Consider the following 23,311-nt stretch of genomic DNA (forward strand, 5'->3'; position numbering starts at 1 on the left):
ACTAGCGTGGATCTCATGATCCGCGGGGTCTCGCGCGTGTCGGGTCGGGGGCGGTCGCTCGTCCTCGCGGGGCTCCTGCTCGGCGCGGCCGCGGCCTGCGCAGGCTCCGAGCCGTGGCCGATCTCCGGCTCAGCACGTCGGGCCTCGGACCACTCACCGTCGGGCTGCCACCCGCGACCAACCCGGGCGCAGTCATGATCGAGTTCAGGCCGAGGTACTGCGAGGACATCGGGGCCGAGTCGATCGGCACCGACCCCGGCCGGTGGGTCCCCACGTACGAGCCGGTCGTCGGGGCGGACGGTGAGCCGCGAGCGCTGTTCGCCGTCGAGGCCGACGACACCCGGGTCTCCCGGATCGACGTCATCGGGTCGGACATCCCCACGACCGCAGGGATCCACATCGGGTCGACGCTCGAGCAGCTGCGTGGCGCCCACCCCGGCCTGGTCGAGGGAACCGCGGGTCCCACGTCGCAGGTCTGGTGGGTCACCGACGCCGCCGGGGCGCTCGTCTTCGAGACCCAGGACGACAGCCAGGGCATCCAGCCTGCCGGGACTCCGCCGACGGTCATCCTCATCCGCGTGCTCGCGGCCGGGGTCGACCCGGACTTCACGACGGCGAACAGCGGCAACGTCGCGGGCTCCTGCGGGACCTGACGTCCGGTCGGACGGTCAGCGGCGGGCGCGCACGCGTTCGCGGACCAGGTAGATGGCGACGAGGACCAGGCACAGCACGGCGGTCGAGGCGAGCTGCCCGCGGGCCTCGCCGTCGGACAGCATGAGTGCGACGAAGCCGCCGAGCAGCACGAGCGTGGCCCAGCTGAGGTAGGGGAACAGCCACATGCGCACGCCGAGGCGGCCCTCGGCCTCGAGGCGTCGCCGCAGGCGCAGCTGCGAGACGGCGATGAACACCCACAGGACGATCAGCGACGAGCCGACGGCGTTGAGCAGGATGCCCAGCAGGCGGTCGGGCAGCAGCCAGTTGAGCAGGACGCTCAGGACCGCGCACACGATCGAGACGGCGACCGCGGCGACGGGGACCTCGCGCCGGGACACGCGCAGCAGCGCGGGCGGCCCGTCACCGCGCTCGGCCAGGGAGAACGCCATCCGGGACGTGCCGTAGACGTTGGCGTTGAACGCGGACAGCAGCGCGATGACGACGACGAGCCCCATGAGCCGCGACAGCCACGGGATGCCGGCCAGGTCCAGGACCGCGACGAACGGTCCGTCGATGAGCTGCGGCGAGGTCCACGGCAGGACGAGCACCCTGATGGCGACGGAGCCGACGTAGAAGAGCAGGATGCGCCAGACGATGCTGCGCGCGGCGGTCGCGATGGACCGTTCGGGGTCGGTGGACTCGGCGGCGGCGATGGTGATGATCTCGATGCCGCCGAACGCGAACACCACGACGAGCAGGCCCGACGCGATGCCCGCGAGACCGTGCGGGGAGAACCCGCCGTGGCCCAGCAGGTTGGCGGTCCCGACGGGGTCGGTGCCCGGCAGGACGCCGAGCGCGAGCAGCGTGCCGACGACGAGGAACACGACGATGACGGCGACCTTGAGCGACGCGAACCAGAACTCGAACTCCCCGAAGCTCCGCACGCCGACGAGGTTGACGACCGCGAAGCCGCCGATGAGGACGAGGGCGACGATCCACTGCGGCACCCCGGGCAGCCACCCGTGGATGATCCCGGCCGCGGCGGTGATCTCCACGCCGAGCACCATGATCAGGGTCACCCAGTACATCCAGCCCATCACGAAGCCGGCCCAGCGCCCGATGCCGGCCTCGGCGTACGTCGAGAACGAGCCGCTCGACGGGATCGCGGCGGCCATCTCCGCGAGCATCCGCATCACCAGGACGACGATGGCGCCCGCGATGACGTAGGAGAGCAGGATCGCGGGCCCGGCGATCGCGATGCCCTTGCCGGTGCCGATGAACAGTCCCGCACCGATCGCGGAGCCGAGGCCCATCATCGTCAGGTGGCGGACCCGCAGGCCGTGACCGAGGGGGCTCGGTGGCTCGATCGCGACGGTCGAGGGCACACCGGCGGGACCGGACGCGGCGGGGGTGTTCACCGCACGAGGCTACCGACCCGTTCCTGAGCCCTGCAGCGACCGCCGTTCGAGATGATTTGTCGCCCCAACGTGCGGTACTCCTCAGCGGGCTCCCAGGTACATCACGTACCGTCACGGGGTCCGCCGCCCGAAAGAGGGTGGAGAGACCGATCATGTAAGGACCGTGACGTGCGCCGACTGGCAGCCACCACCCTTGCCCTCGCGCTGCTGCTGGCCGGCTGTGCAGGCACGAGCAAGTCCGATGCTTCCCCATCGCCGACCGAGACCCCGGCCGCAGCGGCCGCAACCGCCAGCCCGGCTGACGTCGCCGCCCTCGACGCCGTGACGGTCGCCGGCGACGCGGGCGCGCAGCCGGTGTTCACGTTCACCCAGCCGTTCGCGGTCACGGGGATCGTGTCGAAGCTCATCACCCCCGGAACCGGCGACGAGCTGGTCGACGGCCAGATCCTCGCCGTCCACTACTACGCCGTGAACGGCACGGACGGGACCGACCTCGGGACGTCCTTCGGCTCCACGACCGTCCCCCTCACCATGGGCGACGCGAACAACGGCGACGAGATGAACGCCGCGCTCGCCGGGCAGAAGATCGGCGCGCGGATCCTGTTCGGTGTCCCCGGAGCCGAGAGCACCGAGCTGATGCTCATCGAGATCGTCGGCGCCAAGACGGTGCCCGACCGTGCCGAGGGCGAGGCTGTCGCACCCGTCGAGGGCCTGCCGACCGTCACGCTCGCTGAGGACGGCACCCCGACGATCACGCCCGCCACGGGTACCGCGCCGACGACGCTCGTCTCGCAGCCACTCATCAAGGGTGCCGGCGCCGCGGTCACCGAGGGCCAGACCGTCACCGTCAACTACAGCGGATGGCTGTGGGACGGCACGAAGTTCGACTCGTCGTGGGGCGCGTCGAAGTTCACGTCGGCCCTGACGTCGGGCTCGATCATCGACGGCTGGATCCAAGGTCTCGTCGGCCAGACGGTCGGCAGCCAGGTCCTCCTGGTCATCCCCCCGGACCTCGCCTACGGCGCGACCGAGCAGGGCACGATCCCGGCGAACTCCACGCTGGTCTTCGTGGTCGACATCCTGGACGCGTCCGCCTGACCGACGCACCTTCCTGACACCGGCTGCGTCGTCGCCCCTCCCCGAGCTCCGTGAGGGACCGTTCGGCACATGTTCCCAGCGTCGTCGTGCATCCTGGTCGCGTGCTCGACGACTTCGACCGTGTGCTCGCGCAGGCGCGCCGCGGCTCCCCGGAGGCGTTCCAGTCGCTCCACGGCGACCTGGTCCGCCCAGTCGCGGCGTACCTGCGGAACAAGGGCGTCACCGAGATCGAGGACGTCACGAGCGACGTGTTCCTCGCGGTGTTCACCGGCCTCGACGGCTTCACGGGCAGCCAGGCCGCGTTCCGGTCGTGGGTGTTCACGATCGCGCACCACCGCATCGCCGACCACTGGCGCCGCGAGGCCCGCGCCCCAGCGCTCGTGGAGCTCACGCTGGACGACGACGGCGGCACGACCCCGGCGGCCGAGCACCACGCGCTCGACGCGCTCGGCACCGCCCGGGTCCATGAGCTGCTCGACACCCTCACGCCCGACCAGCGGGAGGTCCTGCTGCTGCGGATCGTCGCCGACCTGTCGCTCGAGCAGACCGCCGAGGTGCTCGGCAAGCCGGCCGGCGCCGTGAAGTCGCTCCAGCACCGGGGACTCGCGGCGCTGCGCAAGATCGTCGAGCCCGAGGGCGTATCCCGATGAGCCACTTCGACGATGACATGGGCGTGAGGGACTCGGACGAAGAGCTGCTGCGGGGTAGGGCGATCAACGCCGACCCGGCGCTGACGGCGTTCGTCGCGATGCTGCGTGAGTCGGCCGAGGTGCCGGGACCGCGACCGACCGATGCCCTCGCGACCCTGCTGCGCACGGGCCGCGCTCCTGGTGCGGTCTCCGCGCCGGCACCGATCCCGGTCGCTGCCTGGACAGCGGTTCCGTTCGCGGTGCGCGTGCGGCGGCTCACGAGCCGCGTGGCCGCCCTGGGGCTCGCTGCGAAGATCGCCCTGACCGCCGGCGTCGCGGTGGCCTCGGTCGGCACCGCCGCGGCGGTCGGCGCCGTGCCCGACGCCGTGCAGGAGCGCGCGACCCAGACGCTGGGGCACATCGTCGCGGTGTTCGCGCCCGGATCCCAGCGCGACTCCGACGACTCGTCCACGGCGGGAACGTCGCAGTCGCCGAACGGCGGTGCCGTCCTCCCGGGTGCATCGGGCTCCGCCTCTGATCGACCGACGCAGACCGCTTCACCGACCGACCTCCCGACCGGCGCCGAGCTGCGCGGCGAGGGCCGCCAGCCGCTGCCGGAGCCGGCCGTGTCGAACCGCGCCGTGCCCGCATACGGCCCGGGTTCGGCCGCCCCCGGCGACACGACGGCGCCCGGACCGTCGTCGGCCGAGGCCCAGGGTGCGCACGCCACCGATCGTGCGGCTGCGCCGGGCACAGACGCATCGAACGGCAGCGGGCAGGTCGACCCCGGAACGACCTCCACACCGACGCCGACCCCCGAACCGACCCACTCGGCGGGCCGCGGCTGAAACTCGTACCGACCGACCCGTATCCCCCGGCGCCCCGCACCCGATGACCCCCCGAACGACCAACCACGAGTGGCCACACCCAACCGGGCAGGCCGCCACGAGTTCAAGGAGTACCGATGAGCACCAGTGCACTCGCAGCAGTCGTGACCAAGCTGACCAGCCTCGGCCTCGCAGGCAAGGCAGTGGTCGGCGTTGCTGTCGCGACCGCCGCCGTCGGCGCCGTCGGCGCAGCCCAGGCCGCCACCCCGGCACCCCTCGACTCGGTCACCGCACCGACGTCGTCGGCCAGCGCCGAGCCCACCACGGATCCGACGGACGACCCGACGACCGAGGCCACGGACGAGCCCACCGAGGGCTCGACCGACGCGCCGACCACGCGCCCGACGGACCTGCCCACAGCGTCCGCGTTCGGCCAGCGTGTCGCCGAGGACGCCCGTGACGGCGGCGTCGACGGCCAGGAGATCTCGGCCGAGGCCAAGGCCCGCGCCACCGCCCGTCAGGACGCTCGCCCGACCGCCGCGCCGACGGCGCTCCCGACGGCTGTCCCCACGGCTCCCGCTGACGGCAAGGCCGAGCACGCCACCGGTCGCCCCTGAGAGTCTGGCCGGGCCGCTCCCCCCTGCCGGCCCGGCCGGCTGACGACGAAGCCCCGTGGTCTTCCCAGACCGCGGGGCTTCGTCATGCCCGGACCTGGCCGGTGCCGTCGGCCGCTGCAAGGCCTGTGGGACTCTTGCGCTGCCGAGGACGAGGAGGGACGCCGTGCCTGAACGTGAGATCGCGGAGCTGACCCGGTTGGTGCGGGAGTTCAGCACCGAACGCGACTGGGAGCAGTTCCAGGACCCGAAGTCGCTGATCCTGGCGCTCGTCGGCGAGGTCGGGGAGCTCGCCGAGCTGTTCCAGTGGGTCCCCGCGGACGGGGCCGTGCAGCGGTTCGCGGAGCCGTCGCGCCGCACCCGCGCGGGGGAGGAGATGTCGGACGTGCTCATCTACCTGCTGCGGCTCGCGGACGTCCTCGACGTCGACCTGTCGTCGGCCGCGCGCGCGAAGCTCGCCGCGTCGCACCGCCGGTTCGCTGCCGACGTCGTGCGCGGGGTCGCACCCGAGAAGAGCTGAGGGACAGGGCGGGCTGCCCCTTGACAGTTTCATCCTTTGATGTCTGCTTTGCCCCACTATGCTGTGAGACAGCGACCCTCCTGGCGGGCGCGGCGCCGCCGATCGTCATCGTCAGGGTCCGCGAGGCAGAGGTGCACAGTGAGCAGACCGCGGGGCATCCATCGTTGGCACCGCCTGTCGCTCGGCGCCGTCCTGGTGCTGGCCCTCGGTCTTGTCGCACCGGCCTCTGCTGACGCAGCAGCGACCTATGGCACGCCGGGTCCCAGCTACAGCGGTGTCACGAACCCTCCGACCTCGGACAAGCCGCAGAGCAAGCTGTGGTGGAACGACGGGTCGTGGTGGGCGTACATGTGGGCCGGCAGCAGCGGGTGGCACATCGAGCGGCTCGACCGCGCCACCAACAGCTGGGTGGACACCGGCGTCCTCGTCGACTCCCGCAACACCACGCTCGGGGACACCCTCTGGGACGGCAGCCACCTCTTCATCGCCTCCCACGTGGCGACCACGTCCACGATGAGCTCGCCCAAGGTCTCGAAGTCTGGCCAGCCGGCGAAACTCAGGCGGTACAGCTATGCGGACGGCACCTACACGCTCGACCCCGGCTTCCCGACGACCATCAGCAACTACTCGACCGAGTCGATGACGATCGACGAGGACTCCACCGGCGCCATCTGGGCGACGTGGGTGCAGGTCGCCGGCAGCTCGACCGCCGGCTACACAGCAACCACCTACGTCAACGGCTCGGCCGTGGGCGGCACCAGCTGGCCGGCACCTTTCGTGATCCCCGGTGCGAGCGACCCGACACCCTCGGTAGATGACATCTCCGCCGTCGTGGCGTTCCAGCGCAACAAGATCGGCGTGATGTGGAGCGACCAGCTCACCGGCACCGTGTGGTGGGCCTGGCGCACCGACGGCACGTCGCCGACCGCCGCCTCGTCGTGGCACGTCGGCAGCGCCGTCCGCGGCCCGCACCAGGCTGACGACCACCTGAACCTCAAGACCCTGCAGTCGGACGACTCGGGTCGGGTCTTCGCCTCCGTCAAGACCAGCCTGGACCTGAACGGCGGGAGCACCTCGGAGCCCCAGCTGCTGCTTCTGACCTACAAGCCGGGTACCGGTTCGTTCGACTCCACACCGATCTCGACCATCGCCGACTGCCAGACCCGACCGCAGGTCGTGCTCGACAGCGACGCGAGCGTGGTCCACGTGTTCATGACCGGCCCGTCGACCTCGGTGACAGGTTGCCCCTACTCCGGCCTCGCCGGTGCGATCTACGAGAAGACGGCGTCGATGGACAACCCGGTCTTCGTCGACGGTCGGGGGACCCCCGTGATCGAAGACGGAGCGTCGGCGCACGTCAACAACGTCACGACGAGCAAGCAGCCGGTCAACGCCACGACCGGGCTCGTCATCCTGGCCTCGAACGACACCACCGAGCAGTACTGGTTCGCCGACTCCGCTCCGACCCCGACGCCCACGCCGACCCCTACTCCCACACCCACACCGACCCCTACTCCCACACCCACACCGACACCCACACCCACACCCACACCCGCGCCGACCGCGAGCTTCACGGTGACACCGTCGTCGGGTGCTGCGCCGCTGCCCGTGACGTTCACTGACACGTCCACCGGAAGCCCGACCTCGTGGTCGTGGGACTTCGGCGACGGCAGCGCGCTGGGCACCAGCCAGAACCCGAGCCACACCTACGTCGCTGAGGGCAGCTACACCGTCACGCTGACCGCCTCCAACGCGTCAGGCTCCGGGACGGTCACCCAGACCGGTGCCGTCGTGGTCTCGGCGGCACCACCCGCCAGCAGCGGCATCACGGTCGGCGCGTCGACGTCGACCCAGGCGACGACCGCGGTCAGCTCCGTGGCCCTCGCGATGCCCACCGGACTGGTCGCCGGTGACGTCGTGGTCGCCGAGATCAACGCCGACCAGGCTCCGACCATCGCCGCGGCGCCCAACGGGTGGAGCCCGGCGTTCACCACGAAGCTGTCACCCGGAGGGCTCGCCACGACCTTCGTGTACTACCACGTCGTCGCCGACCCGACGGCGGAGCCCACGAGCGTGACGTGGACCCTGTCGGCCGCGCAGAAGTGGGGCGGCGGGATCAGCGACTTCCACGGGGTCGACACCACCACCCCGTTCGACACCGCTGCCTCGACCAAGGTGATCACGAGCAGCGCGAGCTCGATCGTCGTGCCCAGCGTGACCACGGTGACTCCGGACGCGCTGCTCATCGGCGGAGTCGGCCTCAACTCGATCAGCATCACCAGCTCCCCGCCCACGGGCTGGAGCCAGGCATGGGAGAGCGTCGGCGGCCAGGACACCTCATTGTCCTCGACGCCTGATCCCACCGTCGGCAGCAGCGGCACCACCACCTTCACGTTCAGCAGCGCCGGTACCGCGGCCGCCTGGGTGATCGCCCTGCGACCCCGTGCGTGACGCTCCGGCGTGCCGGCCGTCCCGGTCCTAGGCCGGGCATGCGCGGGGTCACGCCCGTCGGGCTGCGTCCCGTGGGGTGCGACCCCGCGCACGGTCGCTGTCGTCAGCGGTCGATCGTGCCCATGTCGGCGTACCGCTCACCGGCCGCAGCGCCGACCGGCAGGGCTGCGTCGAGGGCGGCTAGGTCCTCGGCGGTCAGCTCGACCGCGTCAGCCAGGACGTTCTCCTCGAGGTACGCGATCCGCTTCGTGCCCGGGATGGGGACGACGTCGGGCCCCTGCGCGAGCACCCAGGCGAGCGCGAGCTGCCCGGGTGTGACGCCCTTGCGGCCCGCGAGGACGCGGACGGTGTCGACGAGCGCCAGGTTGACGTCCAGCGCATGACCCGTGAACCGCGGGTTGCTGCGGCGGAAGTCGTCGGGGGCGAGCGCGTCGGGTGACGCGATCGTGCCGGTGAGGAACCCTCGACCGAGCGGCGAGTACGGCACGAGCCCGATGCCGAGCGTCCGCAGCAGCGGGAGGATCTCCGCCTCGACGTCGCGCGTCCAGAGCGAGTACTCGGTCTGGAGGGCAGTGATCGGGTGGACCGCGTGGGCGCGGCGGATGGTCTCGGGCGACGCCTCGGACAGTCCGAGGTGGCGGACCTTGCCGGCCGTGACGAGCTCGGCCATGGCGCCGACCGTCTCCTCGATCGGGACGGTCTTGTCGACGCGGTGCTGGTAGTAGAGGTCGATGTGGTCGACGCCGAGCCGCTGGAGGCTCGCGTCGGCCGCGCGGCGCACGTACTCGGGGCTGCCGTCGATGCGGCGGGTGCCGTCGGGGTCGATCACGTTGGCGAACTTCGTCGCGAGCACGACCTCGTCGCGGCGGTCGGCGATCGCACGCCCGACGAGGCGCTCGTTGGTGAACGGCCCGTACATGTCGGCGGTGTCGAGCAGCGTCACGCCGAGGTCGAGCGCGCGGTGGATCGTCGCGATGGAGTCCGTCTCGGAGGCGGTGTCGGTCGTGTAGAAGGCCGACATGCCCATGCAGCCGAGGCCCAGGGCGGAGACGGCGAGGGCCGTCCCGTTCTCAGCGCTGCCGAGCGTGCGGGTGGAGAGGGTGCGTGGTGTGGTCATGTCTCGAGCGTGCTCCTTAGAGCGGACTCGAAGTCAAGCGCTACCGCGAACCGACCCGGCCCTCGTACAGCCCGATCTTGTACTCGATCGCCTCGAGGTTCTCCCGGACCTCCGCGAGCTGCGCGAGGACCCGTTCCCGGTGGGCGTGCAGGAGCGCGAGCCGCTGCACCTCGTTCCCGTCACCGGCCCGGCACAGCTCGGCATACGCCCGCACCTCACGGATCGGCATCCCCGTCCCGCGCAGCCGCGTGAGCATGACGATCCAGCTCAGGTCCTGCTCGGTGTACCGGCGATGGCCCGACGACGCCCGCTCGACCGGCTCGAGCATCAGCCCGTCACGCTCGTAGTAGCGCAGCGTGTGCGTCGTCAGCCCTGTGGCCAGGGCGGCGTCGGCGATGCTGAGTGGGTGCGGTGCGGTCGAGACAGACATGCAGGGATGATGGCTCTTCGAGTGTGCTCGAAGTCAAGGCGCAGATCTGTGACGGTCAGGAGACGGACAGGCCAGAGGCGCCGCTGCGCCCGGCAGAACCATCGGAGTGACGGGCCCGCGTGGCGCACGACCCGCACCCGACGATCATCGTGAGAACCTGGCGGCCAACCGTCCCGAGGAGCCCCGTGAACCCCGCCACCCCCGACGCCCTCGTCGGCATCCAGCGCTTCGCTGTCACGCAGAAGATCACCCTGATGGTCAACCGCTACGAGATCCGGGCGCTCGGGCCGAACGGTGAGGAAGGCGCGATGCTCGCGTTCGCGCAGCAGAAGCGCATGGCCTTCAAGGAGGAGGTCACGTTCTACACGAGCGAAGACCGGCACACCCCGGTGTTCTCCTTCAAGGCCCGCCAGCGCCTCGACCTCGGCGCGACCTATGACGTCTTCGACGCAGCCGGCCTCCCGATCGGCAGCTTCCGCAAGGACTTCGCGGCCTCGCTGCTGCGCTCGACGTGGCACCTCGACGCGGCCGGGGTCAGCGCCGTCGGGCAGGAGCGCAACGCCGGCCTCGCTATCCTGCGCCGCGTGTGGGACCTGATCCCGATCCTCGGCGAGGTCCCCGTGCCGTTCGTGTTCCACTTCGACTTCACCGACCCGAACGGCCAGGTCGTCCTGACCTCCGAGCGCCGGATGTCGCTGCGCGACCGCTACACGATCACCGTGCCCGACGGGCGGCTCGATGGCCGCGTCGCAGCGGCGATGGCGGTAGCCCTGGACGCCCTGCAGTCCCGGTAGGCGGCGGGCGCGCCGTCACCCGACGGCGGCGCGCTCCCACTCGTCGGCCAGCAGGCCGTACCCGAAGGCGTCATGCCAGACAGGACGACCCGCGTCGTCCACCGCGAAGCTCGCCGCCGCGCGCAGGTGCGCCTCCCGGCGGAACCCGAGCCGCTCGAGCAGCGCCCACGACCGCGTGTTGCGCGGGTCGCAGTGCGCGACGACGCGATGCGCCGACCGGTCGACGAACAGCTCCTGCAGCAGCGCGCGGCACGCCTCGGTCGCGTACCCCTTCCCCCAGTCCTGCGGGTTGAACACGTAGCCGATCTCCCATGTGCGCCACTGCGGGGGCCCGTCCGGCGCGACGTAGAGGTTCCCGACGACGCGACCCGTCGAGGCCAGGCACACCGCGACGAACCGCTCGTCGGCCGCGCGCTCCGTGGCGGTGCGGACGGCGTCATCCGCGCTCAGGACGCCGTACGGCTCGAACTCGACCGCCGCGGGCTGCGAGAGGTAGGCGTGCAGGTCAGGGGCGTCGTCGGGCGTGAACCGGCGGAGGACGACGCGGGGGGCGAGGGGCACGGCGCCAGCATGGCGCTGACGGCGGCGAGGAGCCATCAGATTCCGCGCGAGGCGGTTCAGGAATCGCGTCTCCGCCGCGTCCTGCCCGTGCCAAGCTGCACGCATGGACACCGAGGTCGAGCGGCAGTTCCGGCAGTCGTTGATGGACACCCTCGCCGCCCGGTTGTCGCACGGCGACGGCACCCTCAGCCGCGCCGACCTGACGGAGTTCCCGGTAGGTGACAGGTCGTGGCGGCTCATCGACCAGTCGCGCGGGATCTGGAACCCGAGGAGTCTGGCCGCGACACTGTCCATCGTGTCGTCGCCGTCGGGCCCGTATGCCGACAAGGAGCTCGCTCCCGGGGTGTGGCGCTACGACTACCGGGCGGGCACTGTTGCCGGGGACAACACGAAGCTGCGCCGCGCGCGCGAGCTCGAGCTCCCGGTCATCTTGCTGCGGAAGCTCGAGCCGAACGTCTACCTTCCGGTGTTCCCGGTGTCGGTCATCGCCGAGGACCCGGTCGCGCGGTTCTTCACGATCGCGCTGAGCGACCTCGAGCTGCTGCGTGACCCGGCGCACCCGACCTCGACCGAGCGGCGGTACGCCGAGCGGGTGGTGCGGCAGCGGCTGCACCAACCGGTCTTCCGGGGCATGGTCCTGCGCGCGTACGCGCAGCGCTGCGCCGTGTGCGACCTCAAGCACCCCGAGCTGCTGGACGCCGCGCACATCGACGGAGATCGGGAAGCGGCCGGCGACGCCGTGGTCACCAACGGGCTGTCGCTGTGCAAGATCCACCACTCGGCCTACGACGCGAACCTCATGGGGATCACGCCGGACTACGGCGTGCGCATCAACAAGGCGCTGCTCCTCGAGGTCGACGGACCGATGCTGCGGCACGGGCTGCAGGAGATGCACGGCCGACCGATCGGCATCCCCAAGCGGACCCAGGACCGGCCGGATCGCGACCGGCTCGCGCGGCGCTTCGCGCAGTTCAGCGCATCGTCCTGACCCGTCACCGCGGGTTGACGACCGCCCGCAGCATCTCCTGCGTCTCCGCATCGACGGAGTAGAGCAGCGTCCCCACCAGCCCGCGAGTGAGCAGCACCTTGTAGACGTTGCGCACGAGCCGGTCGTAGGTCGCGTCGTCGACGGTCGTCCGCGACCGGAAGTCCGGGTCCTTGGTGAACTCGCGACGTGAGACCCAGACCCCGGACCGCCACACGAGGTCCGGCCCGAGGATCACGCCGTTCCACGGGTACTCGAACCCCTGCGCGGTGTAGACGCACCCGACCTGGCCGAACCCCGCCGGGTCGGACGCCCACAGGGACGACGCCGGCGCTCCACCCACCGACCGCTCGCTCTTGAGGTTCCACGGCCGGCTCCAGCCGTCGACGACGACGTCGTGCACGAGCGTCCCGTCGGGCCGCGGGTCGCTCCACGGCCAGCAGTAGCCGGCCGTCATGCGCGCGCCGACGCCCGCGGCGAGCCTCCCTGCTAGTCGCGACTCCATCTCGGTCGGCGAGTCGACGACGTCGACGACGAACGTCGACTCGTCCTCCCACCCGATGGGTCCGCCGACGTCGAGCCCGAGCAGGCGGTGCACCCAGTCGAGGTACGCCTCGCTCCCCCCGGCGCGGTACTGGCCGCGCAGGTCGACCTGCTGGACGGGCAGCCCGCGTGCGGCGGCGTGGGCCTTGATGTCGGCGACGGTGCCCATCTCGCCAGGACGCACGACCTGGTGCTCGTCGAGCAGGAACACCGGGACGCGTGCGACGTCGAGCAGCTCCTCGATCTGCGGTCGCGCGTGCTCGCGCATGCCCTTCGGGGTGTACCGGTTCACCGACTTGGCGCGGATGCGGTGGGCCTCGTCGAGCACGAGGACCTCGATGCTGTTGGGCTCGGCGGCCATGAAGCTGTTGAAGTAGGTGAACAGGCTCTTGGTCCGCGTCGATCCCTTGCCCGCGACCTGCCGCAGGGTCTGGGTGAACGCCTTCGAGCCTGTCGCGTGCAGCACGGTGCGACCCTGGCGGGCGAGCTCGCCGACGAGCGACAGCGCGATGACGCTCTTGCCGGACCCGGGCGACCCGGTCACGACGACGACGGTCTTCAGGTCCGCCACGCGCGCCCGGTCGACGGCGCGCAGGACCAGCTCGTAGGCGACGCGCTGCTCGTCGAGCAGGACGAACTGCTCGCGGTCCTGGATCTCCCGCGCTGCGAACGCGAGCAGCTGCTTCGAGGGGCCGATGGCGGACCCGAGGAAGCGGTCCGCGGCGGCCGCGCCGGGCGCAGGTGACAGCCGGGCGCGCAGGAAGTCCTGGAACTCGCCGCGTCGTTGGCCGGTGAACATGCGGGCCTCGGTAGCGGCCGGTTGCGTCCACAGGTCGCGGACGCCGTTGTCGGTCGCGTTGTGCAGGTACGCGACGCCCACCATCGAGTCGGGCGCGCCCGCGAGCGCCGACACGTAGTCACGGAAGTACCGGGCGTACTCGCCGACCTGGAGCGACGGGTGCAGCACGGGGCGGTACCGCGCGCCGTCGACGTCGACGAGGGTCGGCGAGTCCTCGAACTGGTGGGCGGTGCTCCACTGCTTGAGCTCGACGACGACGTACGACGGCTCGCCGGTGGTCGGGTGCTCGCCGGCGAGGAGGACGTCGGCCCGCTTGCTGCTCAGCGGGAGCCTCTGCTCGAGCAGCACCTCGACCCCGCCGAGCCCGGCATCACGCAGGTCGCGCGCGAGCACCGGCAGGCTGTGGCGCCACGACCGCGACTCTGACCGGCCCGGGCGCCCGAGGCCTTGGCTCACGAGGAAGTCCCCAAGGATCTGCTCGACGGCCGTCGGCTGGGCGTCGACCATCGAGGCGAGCGAGTGTCCACTGATACGTACGGAGTCCACGACGACGTCCCCTGAGCAGCACGAATGATCGTGCGGAGGGGACATGTCCGCTGACGCGGAAGTCCGTCGGACCGCTGGGAGGGAGCGTATCGGCCTGGGGAGGCCAGCCGTCCCTGCCGCGCGCCCATCGGAGCACTAGGGCCCCAGGGCCCCGATCGGCAACACGCTCACCCCGTCAGGTCGCCGGTACCCAAGACCCGACGGCGTGATGACCCCGAGGACCGACGGCTCGCCGACGCGGCTCGTGTCGACCCGGTCCCGGAAGCGCAGAAGCCCCGCGGCTGCGGTGTCGATCTGACTCGCCCCGAGCTTGACCTCGAACGCACCCCAGCGGCCGTCACCGGTCTCGACGACGACGTCGACCTCGAGCCCGGTGCTGTCCCGGTAGTGGGAGACCGCGCCGTCGGCGGCCTGGGCGTAGACGCGCAGGTCACGGATGACGAGCGACTCGAAGAGGAGACCGAAGAAGTTGAGGTCCGCGAGGAGGGTCTCGGGAGTGGCTCGCAGGGCGGCTGCGGCGAGCGATGGGTCGACGAAGTGGCGCTTCGGAGACTTGCGCAGGGTCGCTGACGACCGGAGGTGCGTGGACCAGGCGGGCTGGTCCTCGACGACCATGAGGCGTTCGAGCACGTCGATGTAGCCGCTCACGGTGTGGCGCTCGGTGTGCTCGCCGTCCGCCGCCGCGTCTCTCGCCAGTGTCACGACGGACGCTTCCGTGGCGACGTTGCGGGCGATCCCGGCGATGACACGCCCGACCTTGACGGGGTCCCGCCGCGGACCCGCGACGCGGCCTACGTCGACCTGTTGGATAGTTGCGAGGTAGTCGCGGACCGCCCGCGACGCGTCGTGCGGACCGAGCCCCTGGAGCCCCGGCCACCCGCCGGTCAGGACCCGCTCGATCAGGACGGGCAGTGCAAGGTCGGGACCCAAGGTGCGGATCGCGTCGCCGGCGAGCAGCGCGCGCAACGAGACCGCACCCGTTGAGTGGCCGGTCTCGAGCAGCGACATCGGCCGCATCCTGATCCGAGCGAACCGGCCGGCCCCGGAGTGCCGGGCCGCGTCGTCGTCGGGCGTGGCTGAACCCGTGAGGATGAACTGCCCGGGCTGCTGCCGATCGTCGACCGCGCGGCGGACGTGGTTCCAGAGCGAGGGCTGGACCTGCCACTCGTCGAGCAGCTGCGGTGGCGCGCCGTCGAGCAGGAGGCTCGGATCGACGGCAATGGTAGGTGGGACGCGAGGATCGGTGTCGACGCGCAGCTCGCTGGCTGCGACCTGGCGTGCGGTGAAGGTCTTGCCGCACGCCTTGGGCCCTTCGATGACGATGGCGCCCGCTGAGGCAAGCGCGCGACGCAGCTCGGCATCGACGACGCGCGCTCGGTAGTCCATCGCCGTCTCCCTCGGTCCTGAGTCTTCAACTACCAGATTGTAGACTCTAGACAGACCACTTTGGAGACATCAGAGCGACCAGATTGTTGACTCCAGAGCAACCACTTTGCCATCCGGGCACCGATCATCACCGTCGGCCTCGAACTCGACGTGACCCGCCGTTGCCGCCCGGGCCTGAGGTCAACTCCAGCGCCAGGACGCGATCATCGCCTCGACCGTCGGGCGCCAGGTGTCGTCTTCGGGCGTGTGCATCCACTCGACCAGGTAGAGGTCGTCGTCGTGCTGCACGGCCCACTGGGTGATCGTGACGCCGGCGGTCATCACCAGGTCCTTGCGGACGGCCGCGCCGAGCGCGCTGTGCTCGACCACGGGCTCGCCGACGACCTGGGAGTCCTCGGGGTGTCGTCGCTGCCAGTCGGTGAAGGCGTCGAGCGACCGGAAGGGGCCCTCGGCGGTCACCCAGGCGACGCCGACGGACGAGATCGCAGGCGGGCCCTCGAGCGGGATCGTGTAGATCGTCCCGCCGCCGATATGGCCCTCGACCGGCGCGTCGAGCGAGAACGCCGTCCCGTCGTCGCCGCCGGCAACCACGTGCGCGGGCAGGTCGATCCCGGTCGGCGGGGCCAGAGTCTCGACCGCGAGCGGCGGGAGCGCGTCCGGCGGGCGGAGGGCCCAGGTGGCAGCGGCGCCGAGGAGCGCCAGTCCACCCACGAGGGCGACGACGAGGCGGCGGCGGGGCACCCGACCATCCTGGCGATCGCCGGTCCTCGCGACCGGCAGGTCCGGTGCGGGTCACCCGATCGGCCGGGCCCGACGGGCTGGGCGTCACCCTTGTGGGTGCCACTCCGTCGGCCCGAGCACCGGAGTGGGCGCCGCGACTGCGCCGTCGACGGGCGACGTGCTCGATCCCCAGTGAGCACCCGCCGCTGCGGGCAGCCTGGCGCGGGGTCGACCCGTCGGCCCCAGAGGCGGAACACCATTGACGGCACCGCCAGCACGAGCAGCAGCAGCGCTTGGTACGCCAGTGCCGACACGACCAGCGGGGCCCCGACCCGGCTCACCAGTCCGGTCTCAAGACTGGCGACCCCGGCGATCACGATGACGGCCACCACGGACACGACGATCACGACCGCCCGCTCGCCGGGTGGGAACAGCCTGCGGGCCACCCCGACCAGACCGGTCACCCACACGATCACCGTCACGCAGAGTCCGACGAACAGGCTGGCGATGAAGTTGCTCAGACCGGCTCAGTCGTCGTCCCATGGAGTGTTCGCCGAGAGCATCACCATGAGCAGCCCACCGACAACGAGTGCGACCAGAATCGCTGCGACGGCTGCGAGCAGCTGCCAGAGGATGAGCCCCTGCGGGACCGGCGGCGGTCGCCCATCGGTCTCCCCTCGTCCCGGTGATGGTGGCACCCTGCAGCTCCGCGCGTCGGTGCTTTCGAGCAGGTCACCGGTCTGAACAACCACTGTGGAGGCTCCAGAGGCACCAGATCGTGAACTCGCGGCGCACCAGACCGAAGGTCCCGCCCCACACGCGCGCCCACGTGGCTAGCCTGAGCCAAGGGTTCGTCTCCAATGAGGGAGCACCGCATGGGCACCGTATCGACGTCGAAGATCCGCAACGTCGCCCTGGTGGGCCACAGTGGCAGCGGCAAGACGACGCTGGCTGAGGCACTGCTGCTGCGCGCCGGGGCCATCTCCCGGGCAGGGCGTATCGAGGACAGGTCGACGGTGTGCGACTTCGAGCCCGAGGAGGTCGCGCGCGGCATCTCCCTGTCGGTCGCCCTCGCACCGTTCGAGTGGACGGCGCCCGACGGCGAGACCTACAAGGTCAACCTCCTGGACACGCCGGGGTACGCGGACTTCGTGGGCGGGGTCGACGCCGCGATGAGCGTCGCGGACCTCGTCGTCGTCGTCGTGAGCGCGGTCGACGGGCTCGAGGCGGGTGCCGAGATGGCCTGGGAGCAAGCGGCTGCCCTCGGGCTGCCGCGCATGGTGTTCGTCACCAAGGAGGACAAGCCGCGCGCCGACTTCCACCGGGTGCTCGAGCAGCTCCGCACCGTGTTCGGCGCCGGGATCATTCCGCTCGAGCTGCCGCTCGGTGAGCAGGACACGTTCCACGGCGTCGCCGACGTGCTGTCCGAGCACGGTCTCGCGTACAGCGCGGACGGTCGCCACCACGACGAGCCGCTCCCCGCCGAGCTCGCCGAGGAGGAGCACCGCCTGCACGACGAGGTCGCCGAGGAGATCGTCTCCGGGGACGACGACCAGCTCGAGCGGTACCTGTCCGGTGACATGCCGGATGCGGCCGAGCTCGAGCGCAGCCTGGCGCACGAGGTGCGTGACGGGCTGGCGTTCCCCGTGGTCGTGGGTTCCGCGGTGACGGGCGTCGGCGTCGACCGGCTCGCGGACTTCCTCTGCGAGCTCGGGCCGTCCCCGGCGGACCGCCCGCGGCACGTCGTGGTCGGCGGGGCTGACGACGGCCACAAGCTGGACATCGACGTCGACCCGTCCGGCGAGCCGCTCGCGTACGTGTTCCGGACCGTTGCGGACCCGTTCGTCGGGCAGCTGTCCCTCATCCAGGTCCTGTCCGGGACGCTCGCGGCCGAGGACCACCTGGTCAACACGACGACCGGGACGGACGAGCGCCTGCACGGCCTGTTCCACCTGCGCGGCAAGGAGCACCTGCCCGCCGAGAAGGTCGTCGCAGGCGACCTCGCGGCCGTCCCGAAGCTCACCGCGAGCCCGACCGGCACGGCTCTCGCGCGCGGCACGACGCCCGTGCGCGTCGTCGGCCCCGCGGCGCGCCCGACGCCGTACGGGCTCGCTCTGCGCCCCCTGACGCAGTCCGACGACGACAAGCTGTCCGGTGCGCTCGGCAAGCTCGTCGCCGAGGACCCGACGCTGCGCGTCGACCGGATCGGCGGCGTCGGCAGCGCCCACGGGCAGACCGTGCTGCGCGGTGCGGGCGACATCCACCTCGCGGTCGCGCTCGAACGGCTCGCGCGCAAGTTCGGCGTGAACGTCGCGACCGACGAGGTCCAGGTCGCGTACCGCGAGACGATCGCCGGGCCGGCGGACGCCGAGGGCAAGGTCAAGAAGCAGTCGGGCGGGCACGGGCAGTTCGCCGTCGCGCAGCTGCGCGTGACCCCGCTGCCGCGCGGCTCCGGGTTCGAGTTCGTGGACTCCGTCGTCGGCGGGTCGGTCCCACGCAACTACATCCCGGCCGTCGAGCGCGGCGTCAGCGAGGCCATGGCGACCGGCGGGCTGCACGGGTACCCCGTCGTGGACGTACGCGTCGAGCTGTACGACGGCAAGTACCACTCGGTCGACTCCTCCGACATGGCGTTCCGCACCGCGGCGGCCCACGGTCTCCGCGAGGCGCTCACCGCAGCAGGGACCGTCATCCTCGAGCCGGTCTCCGAGGTGACCGTCACGATGCCCGCCGCCTACCAGGGCGACGTCCTCGGGGACCTGTCCTCGCGGCGCGCACGCATCTCCGCGACCAGCGCGCTGGACGACGGCCGCCACGAGATCCGCGCCCTGGTGCCGGAGGCCGAGCTCGCGCACTACGTGCTCGACCTGCGCTCCCTGACCGGCGGCCGCGGCTCGTTCACCGCGGTGCACCACCACGACGACGTCGTGCCGCCGCAGATCGTCGACCGGGTCACGACCGGGACCTCAGTCGGCGGGGCGAAGGCGCACCACTGACCCGGGACAGTTCACGGCGACCGATCCACACGTCCGCGCTGGCGGCCAGCGCGACACCGACCGCGTACCAGATCAGGTCCGGGGCGTGGAAGGTCGTCCCGAGGACCAGCCGCGCGGGCCACCACGCCTCGGTCAGGTGCGCGGGGACTCCCGTGAGCTGCGCGAGCTCGATCACAGCGCAGACCGCCCACGCGACCGCTGCGACGACCCACGTCCGCGCCGTCGGGCGGACGAGCGCGACGAGCACCGCGACCAGCACCGCGTAGCAGGCATCACCGGCGGGCTTGGCGATGACGTCGAGTCCGGCCGCTGACCCGAACGCTCGCGTCGCAAGCCCGGCCGCGATCACGGCGACGGCCGCCAGCGCGAGCCGGGAACGCCGACGCCGGCGGGCCGACCCGGCGCACGGCAACATGAAGGCCTTCTCTCGGGGCACAGGCGTGGTGGATGGCGTGCAATCTAGCCGAGCACGACCAGCGCGTCGGCGTGTGCGGCGCGGCGCGGGACGGCTACAGGTCCTTGCGGCGGAAGAGCACGGCCGCGAGCGCGACGAGCGCCACCATGAGCACGAGCGACGCCACCACCGGCCACAGGACGTCCGCCGCACCGCCCGCGGCGAGCGCCGTCGCGTCGTTGCCGAGACCCGCGGGGGAGTACCGGGCGAGCGGCTTCCAGATCCCGGCGATCGACAGGAGCGCGTAGGCGCCGATGCCCGCGCCGGCGGCCCCGGCGTTGGACCCGATGAGCGTCGACAGCAGCGTCATGAGGGCGATGAACAGCTCGCCGAGCACGAGGCTCACGAGCGCCGACGACCACAGGGCCGATCCGGGCGCGGTGCCGAACGCGACCGCCGTGAGCCCCCAGGTGACGAGCGTCCCGACCACGAGGACGACGGCGAAGAACGCCGCATGGACCGCCGCCTTGACCACGACGAACGCGCTGCGGGACACCGGCTTGGTGAGCACGAGGACGGCCGTACCGCTCCGGCTCTCCGCCGACACGAGCCCGCCGTAGATGATGATCAGCGCGAACAGGGCGATCTGCGACAGGTTCTTGACCCACTGCGCGTAGGCGTCGAGGTAGGTCGGGGTCGGGATCTCGAAGCCGCCGAGCTGGTCGGCGGCGAGGGCCCCGACGATCTCGGGGGTGAACCGCGCGAGCAGCGGGCCCGTCAGCGCGAAGAACAGCAGGATGCCGGGCAGGACCCAGATGCGCCACGTGCGCAGGATCTCCATGGCCTCCTTGCGGGCGAACACGAGGGTCCCGCTCATCGCCGGTCACCCCCGACGAGCTCGACGAAGACCTCTTCGAGCCCCATCTCGCCCGCGTCCATCCGAACCAGCCTCAGGCTTCGGGCCGCGACCAGCGCCGGGATCTCGCGCTGCGCGGCGTCGACGTCGGTCACGGTGACCTCGATGGCCGGGGGCGCACCGTTCCCGCCGGCGGAACCGTTCGACCCGCGGGTGACCGCACCCGCCCAGGGCCGGCGCCCGATCTCCTCGGCGAGCTCGTCCGCGCCGTCGGTCACCTCGACGACGACCTTCTGGGCGCCGTAGCGCGCCTTGAGCTCGTCGATGGGCGCGTGCGCGACGACGCGGCCTCGGTCGAGGATCGCGACGGTGTCGCAGACCCGTTCGACGTCGGCCAGGATGTGCGTCGAGAAGAAGACGGTCGTGCGGCCGCGCAGCGAGGCGATCATCTCGAGGACGTCCTTGCGGCCCATCGGGTCGAGCGCACTGGTCGGCTCGTCGAGCAGCAGCAGGCGGGGCGCGTTGACGAGCGACTGCGCGACGCCGAGCCGCTGCTTCATGCCCCGGGAGAACCCGCCGACCGTCGTCGTGACCCCGGTGAGCCCGGCCAGGTCGAGCAGCATCTCGACGCGGCTGTCGAGCACCCGACCGCCCAAGCCGAACAGGCCGCCGGCGAACCGCAGCAGCTCGGGCGCGGTCATCCAGTCGTAGAAACCGGGCACGTCGGGCAGGAACCCGATCTCGGCGCGGACGGCGTTGCCAGCGGTCGCGACGTCGTGCCCGAGGACCTCGACCGATCCGCTCGTCGGGTGCGCGAGGCCGGTCAGCAGGCGCAGCGTCGTCGTCTTGCCGGCGCCGTTCGCGCCGAGGAACCCGAAGACCGAGCCCTCCGGGACGGTGAGGTCCATCGCGTCGAGCGCGTTCTTGTCGCCGTAGGTCTTGGTGAGTGCCGTCGTCTGGATCGCGGCGGTCATCGGGGGTCGGTGTCGTCGCGCTTGCCGTAGAGCGCATCGGCGATGCTCTCCGTCGGCGCTGGGCGTGACGTCGGCGGGACGACGGCGGCCTCGGTCCTCACGCGGCCGACGACGAGGTACAGGATCGCGCCGATGAGGTTGACCAGCAGGATCACCGCGAGCCAGATCCACTTGTTGCCCGAGACCACCCGGTCCGCGGGCCGGCGGTACAGGTCGATCAGGGCGACGACGTCGAGCGCGAGCTGGACGATGACGAGCACGACCAGCACCGCCACCACCCCAGCCGGCAGGGTCGACAGGTCCGTGTTCATGCGGCAGGTCCGTTCATCGAGAGGGTGGACAGGTCATGGCGTTGTTCAGCGGTGCGGCCCATGCGGGACACCCCGACGAGGAGTGCGAACGGCAGCGCGGCGCTCGCGGCCCGGCCTGCCCAGAGGGGCCAGACGCCGCCGCGGCCGCGTGCCGTGTGGACGGTCTGCGCGAGCACCGACAGGGCGGTCGTCGCGAGCAGCAGGCTCTGGGCCGAGGCCGCGACCCGGTCGAGGGCTGGGCTCCGGCGCGCGTGGACGCCAGCGGCCATCGCCGTCGGGACGGCCGCGAGACCGACCAGGCCGAGCATCGTGGGCCCGCGCGAGCCGTGGGCCGTCACGTCGCCCGACAGGCTCCACTTCGTCGGGACGGTCGGCGGCAGCCGGCGCCAGGTCACCGCGGCGAGCGCGCCCACCGCCGCGAGGACCGCGACGGGAGCGGCGAGGGTCGCGGCGACCGCGCGCGGCGGGACGGCACCGAAGGGGACGTCCTCGTCGTCGGGCCGGACGGCGCCCGTCCGCACCGCGAGCGCGCCGACGTTGACGCTCCACCCGACGCCCCACGACTTCGGGACGAGGATGCGGCGATCGAGGGGGTTCCACCACCGGCTCGCGTCGCGCGCCGAGCTGGGCGCGCGCAGGTCGTAGGGGACCCCGAGGAGCCGACCGTGCGACCGGATCCCCCGGCGACGGGGGCCCTCATCCTGCGGGCCGGCCGAGGCGACCTCGACGGCGAGGGCCTGCGGGGTGCCGAGCTCGGCGAGCACGCGCGACACGTCGGCCGTGCTCCCCTGGGCACCGACGCGCTCGAGCACGTACGCGCGAAGGTCGTCGACGGTGTCGTCGTCGACCTGCGCGCCCGAGGCCAGCACGGCGAGCCGGAAGCGCTCGAAGTACTGGTCGATCGCGGCGGAGACGTCGCTGCCCGTCATGACCTGCTCCCCCCTCGCAGGAGGCTGTCCATCGCGTCCCGCATGTCGACCCAGGCCTTGGCCATGCTGCCGAACGCGTCGTCGCCGTCGACCGACAGCCGGTAGTACTTGCGCGGCGGCCCGGACGGCGACTCGCGCCACACCGAGGTGATGAGCCCCGACTTCTTCAGCCGGGACAGGAGCGGGTAGGCCGTGCCCGCGCTGATCGCGAGGCCGGGGTAGGCACCGAGCCTGTCGACGATCTCGGCTCCGTAGGCCTCGCCGTCGTGCAGGAGGGCGAGGATCGCAAGCTCGACGACGCCCTTGCGGAACTGGGACGGGATCGCCTCGTTGACGGCCATCCTCGCTCCCTCCGCCGCACGCTTGTCGTTCTCGGTGTGCATCGCCTGCATCCTGGTATTACAAGGTAGACGGTAGTGCAAGATGTCGCGGGGACGCAAGGGGGTGGTACGCGCGGCTACGCGACGGGGTCTGTGGGGTCGTCCGGTCTGATCCGCACGACCCCGGCGTCCAGGTCGACGTCGAACGGCGGCGCCTCGGACGGTCGCTGGACGATGGCGGTCCGCTGCCACTCACGCTCGCGCGTCACGTTGCTGCGGCTCGGCTGGAACACGTCGATGAGCTCGCCGAGCATCCCGGACACCGCCGAGTCCGCGCCGTCGCGCCGCGCGCTCCGATGCGACGTGAGCTGCACGATGCCGACGGCGACGAGAGCCGCGACCACGACGCCCACCGCGAAGGTCATCGCACCAGCCTACG

General features: G+C 71.7%; 24 protein-coding genes. 10 read left to right on the forward strand and 14 right to left on the reverse strand.

From position 1 onward, the window contains the following. Positions 1 to 113: 113 nt before the first annotated feature. The gene (locus tag DDP54_RS07215) at positions 114 to 653 is read left to right on the forward strand and encodes a hypothetical protein (RefSeq protein ID WP_109131171.1); all 540 of its coding nucleotides are present in this window, start codon (positions 114 to 116) and stop codon (positions 651 to 653) included. Positions 654 to 668: 15 nt separating this feature from the next. Here the strand turns inward: DDP54_RS07215 and DDP54_RS07220 are convergent, their stop codons facing one another. Continuing rightward, positions 669 to 2,072, reverse strand: a complete 1,404-nt coding sequence (locus DDP54_RS07220) for an amino acid permease (protein ID WP_277949585.1) — start codon at positions 2,070 to 2,072, stop codon at positions 669 to 671. Between the two features lie 168 nt (positions 2,073 to 2,240). Here DDP54_RS07220 and DDP54_RS07225 point away from each other — a divergent pair, with 168 nt between their 5' ends. From DDP54_RS07225 to DDP54_RS07250, 6 genes are all read left to right on the forward strand, one after another. Next, the gene (locus tag DDP54_RS07225) at positions 2,241 to 3,170 is read left to right on the forward strand and encodes an FKBP-type peptidyl-prolyl cis-trans isomerase (protein WP_242448276.1); all 930 of its coding nucleotides are present in this window, start codon (positions 2,241 to 2,243) and stop codon (positions 3,168 to 3,170) included. Between the two features lie 101 nt (positions 3,171 to 3,271). Further along, on the forward strand, positions 3,272 to 3,820 hold the full coding sequence (locus tag DDP54_RS07230) for an RNA polymerase sigma factor (RefSeq protein WP_158274474.1): 549 nt from the start codon (positions 3,272 to 3,274) through the stop codon (positions 3,818 to 3,820). Then, complete coding sequence (locus DDP54_RS07235; RefSeq protein ID WP_109131174.1) at positions 3,817 to 4,647, forward strand: hypothetical protein; 831 nt, start codon at positions 3,817 to 3,819, stop codon at positions 4,645 to 4,647. Before DDP54_RS07230 ends, DDP54_RS07235 begins: the two co-directional genes overlap by 4 nt. Positions 4,648 to 4,763: 116 nt before the next feature. Next, positions 4,764 to 5,243 carry a hypothetical protein gene (locus tag DDP54_RS07240; RefSeq protein ID WP_109131175.1) on the forward strand — a complete coding sequence of 160 codons (480 nt, stop codon included), beginning with the start codon at positions 4,764 to 4,766 and terminating at the stop codon, positions 5,241 to 5,243. Positions 5,244 to 5,406: 163 nt separating this feature from the next. Next, positions 5,407 to 5,760 (forward strand): nucleotide pyrophosphohydrolase, encoded by a 354-nt coding sequence (locus tag DDP54_RS07245; protein ID WP_197711330.1) that lies wholly within the window; start codon positions 5,407 to 5,409, stop codon positions 5,758 to 5,760. Between the two features lie 138 nt (positions 5,761 to 5,898). Beyond that, on the forward strand, positions 5,899 to 8,211 hold the full coding sequence (locus DDP54_RS07250; RefSeq protein ID WP_197711331.1) for a PKD domain-containing protein: 2,313 nt from the start codon (positions 5,899 to 5,901) through the stop codon (positions 8,209 to 8,211). 103 nt (positions 8,212 to 8,314) lie between these two features. Here the strand turns inward: DDP54_RS07250 and DDP54_RS07255 are convergent, their stop codons facing one another. Next, positions 8,315 to 9,328: an aldo/keto reductase gene (locus tag DDP54_RS07255; RefSeq protein ID WP_109131177.1), complete on the reverse strand. Its 1,014-nt coding sequence runs from the start codon at positions 9,326 to 9,328 to the stop codon at positions 8,315 to 8,317. A 40-nt stretch (positions 9,329 to 9,368) separates the two neighbouring features. Continuing rightward, the gene (locus DDP54_RS07260) at positions 9,369 to 9,758 is read right to left on the reverse strand and encodes a MerR family transcriptional regulator (RefSeq protein WP_109131178.1); all 390 of its coding nucleotides are present in this window, start codon (positions 9,756 to 9,758) and stop codon (positions 9,369 to 9,371) included. 185 nt (positions 9,759 to 9,943) lie between these two features. On the opposite strand from DDP54_RS07260, the gene DDP54_RS07265 reads away from it, so the two are divergent. Then, positions 9,944 to 10,552, forward strand: a complete 609-nt coding sequence (locus DDP54_RS07265; protein WP_197711332.1) for a hypothetical protein — start codon at positions 9,944 to 9,946, stop codon at positions 10,550 to 10,552. A gap of 15 nt (positions 10,553 to 10,567) precedes the next feature. On the opposite strand, the gene DDP54_RS07270 is transcribed toward DDP54_RS07265, so the two are convergent. After that, positions 10,568 to 11,113 (reverse strand): GNAT family N-acetyltransferase, encoded by a 546-nt coding sequence (locus DDP54_RS07270; protein ID WP_242448277.1) that lies wholly within the window; start codon positions 11,111 to 11,113, stop codon positions 10,568 to 10,570. A 103-nt stretch (positions 11,114 to 11,216) separates the two neighbouring features. Between DDP54_RS07270 and DDP54_RS07275 the strand changes: the two genes are divergently transcribed. Further along, positions 11,217 to 12,101 carry an HNH endonuclease gene (locus DDP54_RS07275; protein WP_109131179.1) on the forward strand — a complete coding sequence of 295 codons (885 nt, stop codon included), beginning with the start codon at positions 11,217 to 11,219 and terminating at the stop codon, positions 12,099 to 12,101. Between the two features lie 4 nt (positions 12,102 to 12,105). Here the strand turns inward: DDP54_RS07275 and DDP54_RS07280 are convergent, their stop codons facing one another. The 3 genes from DDP54_RS07280 to DDP54_RS07290 all read right to left on the reverse strand — a co-directional run bounded on the left by DDP54_RS07280 (position 12,106) and on the right by DDP54_RS07290 (position 16,113). Beyond that, the gene (locus tag DDP54_RS07280; protein ID WP_242448278.1) at positions 12,106 to 13,986 is read right to left on the reverse strand and encodes a DUF2075 domain-containing protein; all 1,881 of its coding nucleotides are present in this window, start codon (positions 13,984 to 13,986) and stop codon (positions 12,106 to 12,108) included. A gap of 135 nt (positions 13,987 to 14,121) precedes the next feature. Further along, positions 14,122 to 15,372, reverse strand: a complete 1,251-nt coding sequence (locus tag DDP54_RS07285; protein ID WP_109131181.1) for a DUF4143 domain-containing protein — start codon at positions 15,370 to 15,372, stop codon at positions 14,122 to 14,124. 180 nt (positions 15,373 to 15,552) lie between these two features. Then, a complete protein-coding gene (locus tag DDP54_RS07290) occupies positions 15,553 to 16,113 on the reverse strand; it encodes a hypothetical protein (protein WP_109131182.1) in 561 nt (186 codons plus the stop codon). Positions 16,114 to 16,967: 854 nt separating this feature from the next. Here DDP54_RS07290 and DDP54_RS07295 point away from each other — a divergent pair. Continuing rightward, positions 16,968 to 19,088, forward strand: a complete 2,121-nt coding sequence (locus DDP54_RS07295; protein ID WP_109131183.1) for an elongation factor G — start codon at positions 16,968 to 16,970, stop codon at positions 19,086 to 19,088. On the opposite strand, the gene DDP54_RS07300 is transcribed toward DDP54_RS07295, so the two are convergent. The 7 genes from DDP54_RS07300 to DDP54_RS07330 form a co-directional block, all read right to left on the reverse strand. After that, on the reverse strand, positions 19,045 to 19,503 hold the full coding sequence (locus DDP54_RS07300) for a DUF2809 domain-containing protein (protein ID WP_109131184.1): 459 nt from the start codon (positions 19,501 to 19,503) through the stop codon (positions 19,045 to 19,047). The two genes, DDP54_RS07295 and DDP54_RS07300, sit on opposite strands and share 44 nt — an antisense overlap. Positions 19,504 to 19,597: 94 nt before the next feature. Beyond that, positions 19,598 to 20,359 (reverse strand): ABC transporter permease subunit, encoded by a 762-nt coding sequence (locus DDP54_RS07305; protein WP_109131185.1) that lies wholly within the window; start codon positions 20,357 to 20,359, stop codon positions 19,598 to 19,600. Then, a complete protein-coding gene (locus tag DDP54_RS07310) occupies positions 20,356 to 21,312 on the reverse strand; it encodes an ABC transporter ATP-binding protein (protein ID WP_146192381.1) in 957 nt (318 codons plus the stop codon). The genes DDP54_RS07305 and DDP54_RS07310 overlap by 4 nt, the downstream gene beginning before the upstream one ends. Further along, entirely contained in the window at positions 21,309 to 21,623 is a 315-nt protein-coding gene (locus DDP54_RS07315; RefSeq protein ID WP_109131186.1) for a PLD nuclease N-terminal domain-containing protein, read from the reverse strand. Before DDP54_RS07315 ends, DDP54_RS07310 begins: the two co-directional genes overlap by 4 nt. Further along, positions 21,620 to 22,552, reverse strand: a complete 933-nt coding sequence (locus DDP54_RS07320; protein WP_109131187.1) for a DUF1648 domain-containing protein — start codon at positions 22,550 to 22,552, stop codon at positions 21,620 to 21,622. Before DDP54_RS07320 ends, DDP54_RS07315 begins: the two co-directional genes overlap by 4 nt. Beyond that, positions 22,549 to 22,935 (reverse strand): PadR family transcriptional regulator, encoded by a 387-nt coding sequence (locus DDP54_RS07325; RefSeq protein ID WP_242448279.1) that lies wholly within the window; start codon positions 22,933 to 22,935, stop codon positions 22,549 to 22,551. Before DDP54_RS07325 ends, DDP54_RS07320 begins: the two co-directional genes overlap by 4 nt. Before the next feature lie 74 nt (positions 22,936 to 23,009). After that, on the reverse strand, positions 23,010 to 23,297 hold the full coding sequence (locus DDP54_RS07330) for a DUF6191 domain-containing protein (protein WP_109131188.1): 288 nt from the start codon (positions 23,295 to 23,297) through the stop codon (positions 23,010 to 23,012). Between the last annotated feature and the right edge of the window lie 14 nt (positions 23,298 to 23,311).

The organism is Cellulomonas sp. WB94 (genome assembly GCF_003115775.1).
Taxonomy (GTDB): Bacteria; Actinomycetota; Actinomycetes; order Actinomycetales; family Cellulomonadaceae; genus Cellulomonas_A.

Excerpts from the sequence above, each read along its gene's own strand:
- DDP54_RS07305 (WP_109131185.1), bottom strand. The coding sequence starts at position 20,359 with ATGAGCGGGACCCTCGTGTTCGCCCGCAAGGAGGCCATGGAGATCCTG.
- DDP54_RS07255 (WP_109131177.1), bottom strand. The coding sequence starts at position 9,328 with ATGACCACACCACGCACCCTCTCCACCCGCACGCTCGGCAGCGCTGAG.
- DDP54_RS07320 (WP_109131187.1), bottom strand. The coding sequence starts at position 22,552 with ATGACGGGCAGCGACGTCTCCGCCGCGATCGACCAGTACTTCGAGCGC.
- DDP54_RS07240 (WP_109131175.1), top strand. The coding sequence starts at position 4,764 with ATGAGCACCAGTGCACTCGCAGCAGTCGTGACCAAGCTGACCAGCCTC.
- DDP54_RS07300 (WP_109131184.1), bottom strand. The coding sequence starts at position 19,503 with ATGTTGCCGTGCGCCGGGTCGGCCCGCCGGCGTCGGCGTTCCCGGCTC.
- DDP54_RS07295 (WP_109131183.1), top strand. The coding sequence starts at position 16,968 with ATGGGCACCGTATCGACGTCGAAGATCCGCAACGTCGCCCTGGTGGGC.
- DDP54_RS07330 (WP_109131188.1), bottom strand. The coding sequence starts at position 23,297 with ATGACCTTCGCGGTGGGCGTCGTGGTCGCGGCTCTCGTCGCCGTCGGC.
- DDP54_RS07275 (WP_109131179.1), top strand. The coding sequence starts at position 11,217 with ATGGACACCGAGGTCGAGCGGCAGTTCCGGCAGTCGTTGATGGACACC.
- DDP54_RS07285 (WP_109131181.1), bottom strand. The coding sequence starts at position 15,372 with ATGGACTACCGAGCGCGCGTCGTCGATGCCGAGCTGCGTCGCGCGCTT.
- DDP54_RS07315 (WP_109131186.1), bottom strand. The coding sequence starts at position 21,623 with ATGAACACGGACCTGTCGACCCTGCCGGCTGGGGTGGTGGCGGTGCTG.
- DDP54_RS07310 (WP_146192381.1), bottom strand. The coding sequence starts at position 21,312 with ATGACCGCCGCGATCCAGACGACGGCACTCACCAAGACCTACGGCGAC.
- DDP54_RS07260 (WP_109131178.1), bottom strand. The coding sequence starts at position 9,758 with ATGTCTGTCTCGACCGCACCGCACCCACTCAGCATCGCCGACGCCGCC.
- DDP54_RS07235 (WP_109131174.1), top strand. The coding sequence starts at position 3,817 with ATGAGCCACTTCGACGATGACATGGGCGTGAGGGACTCGGACGAAGAG.
- DDP54_RS07325 (WP_242448279.1), bottom strand. The coding sequence starts at position 22,935 with ATGCACACCGAGAACGACAAGCGTGCGGCGGAGGGAGCGAGGATGGCC.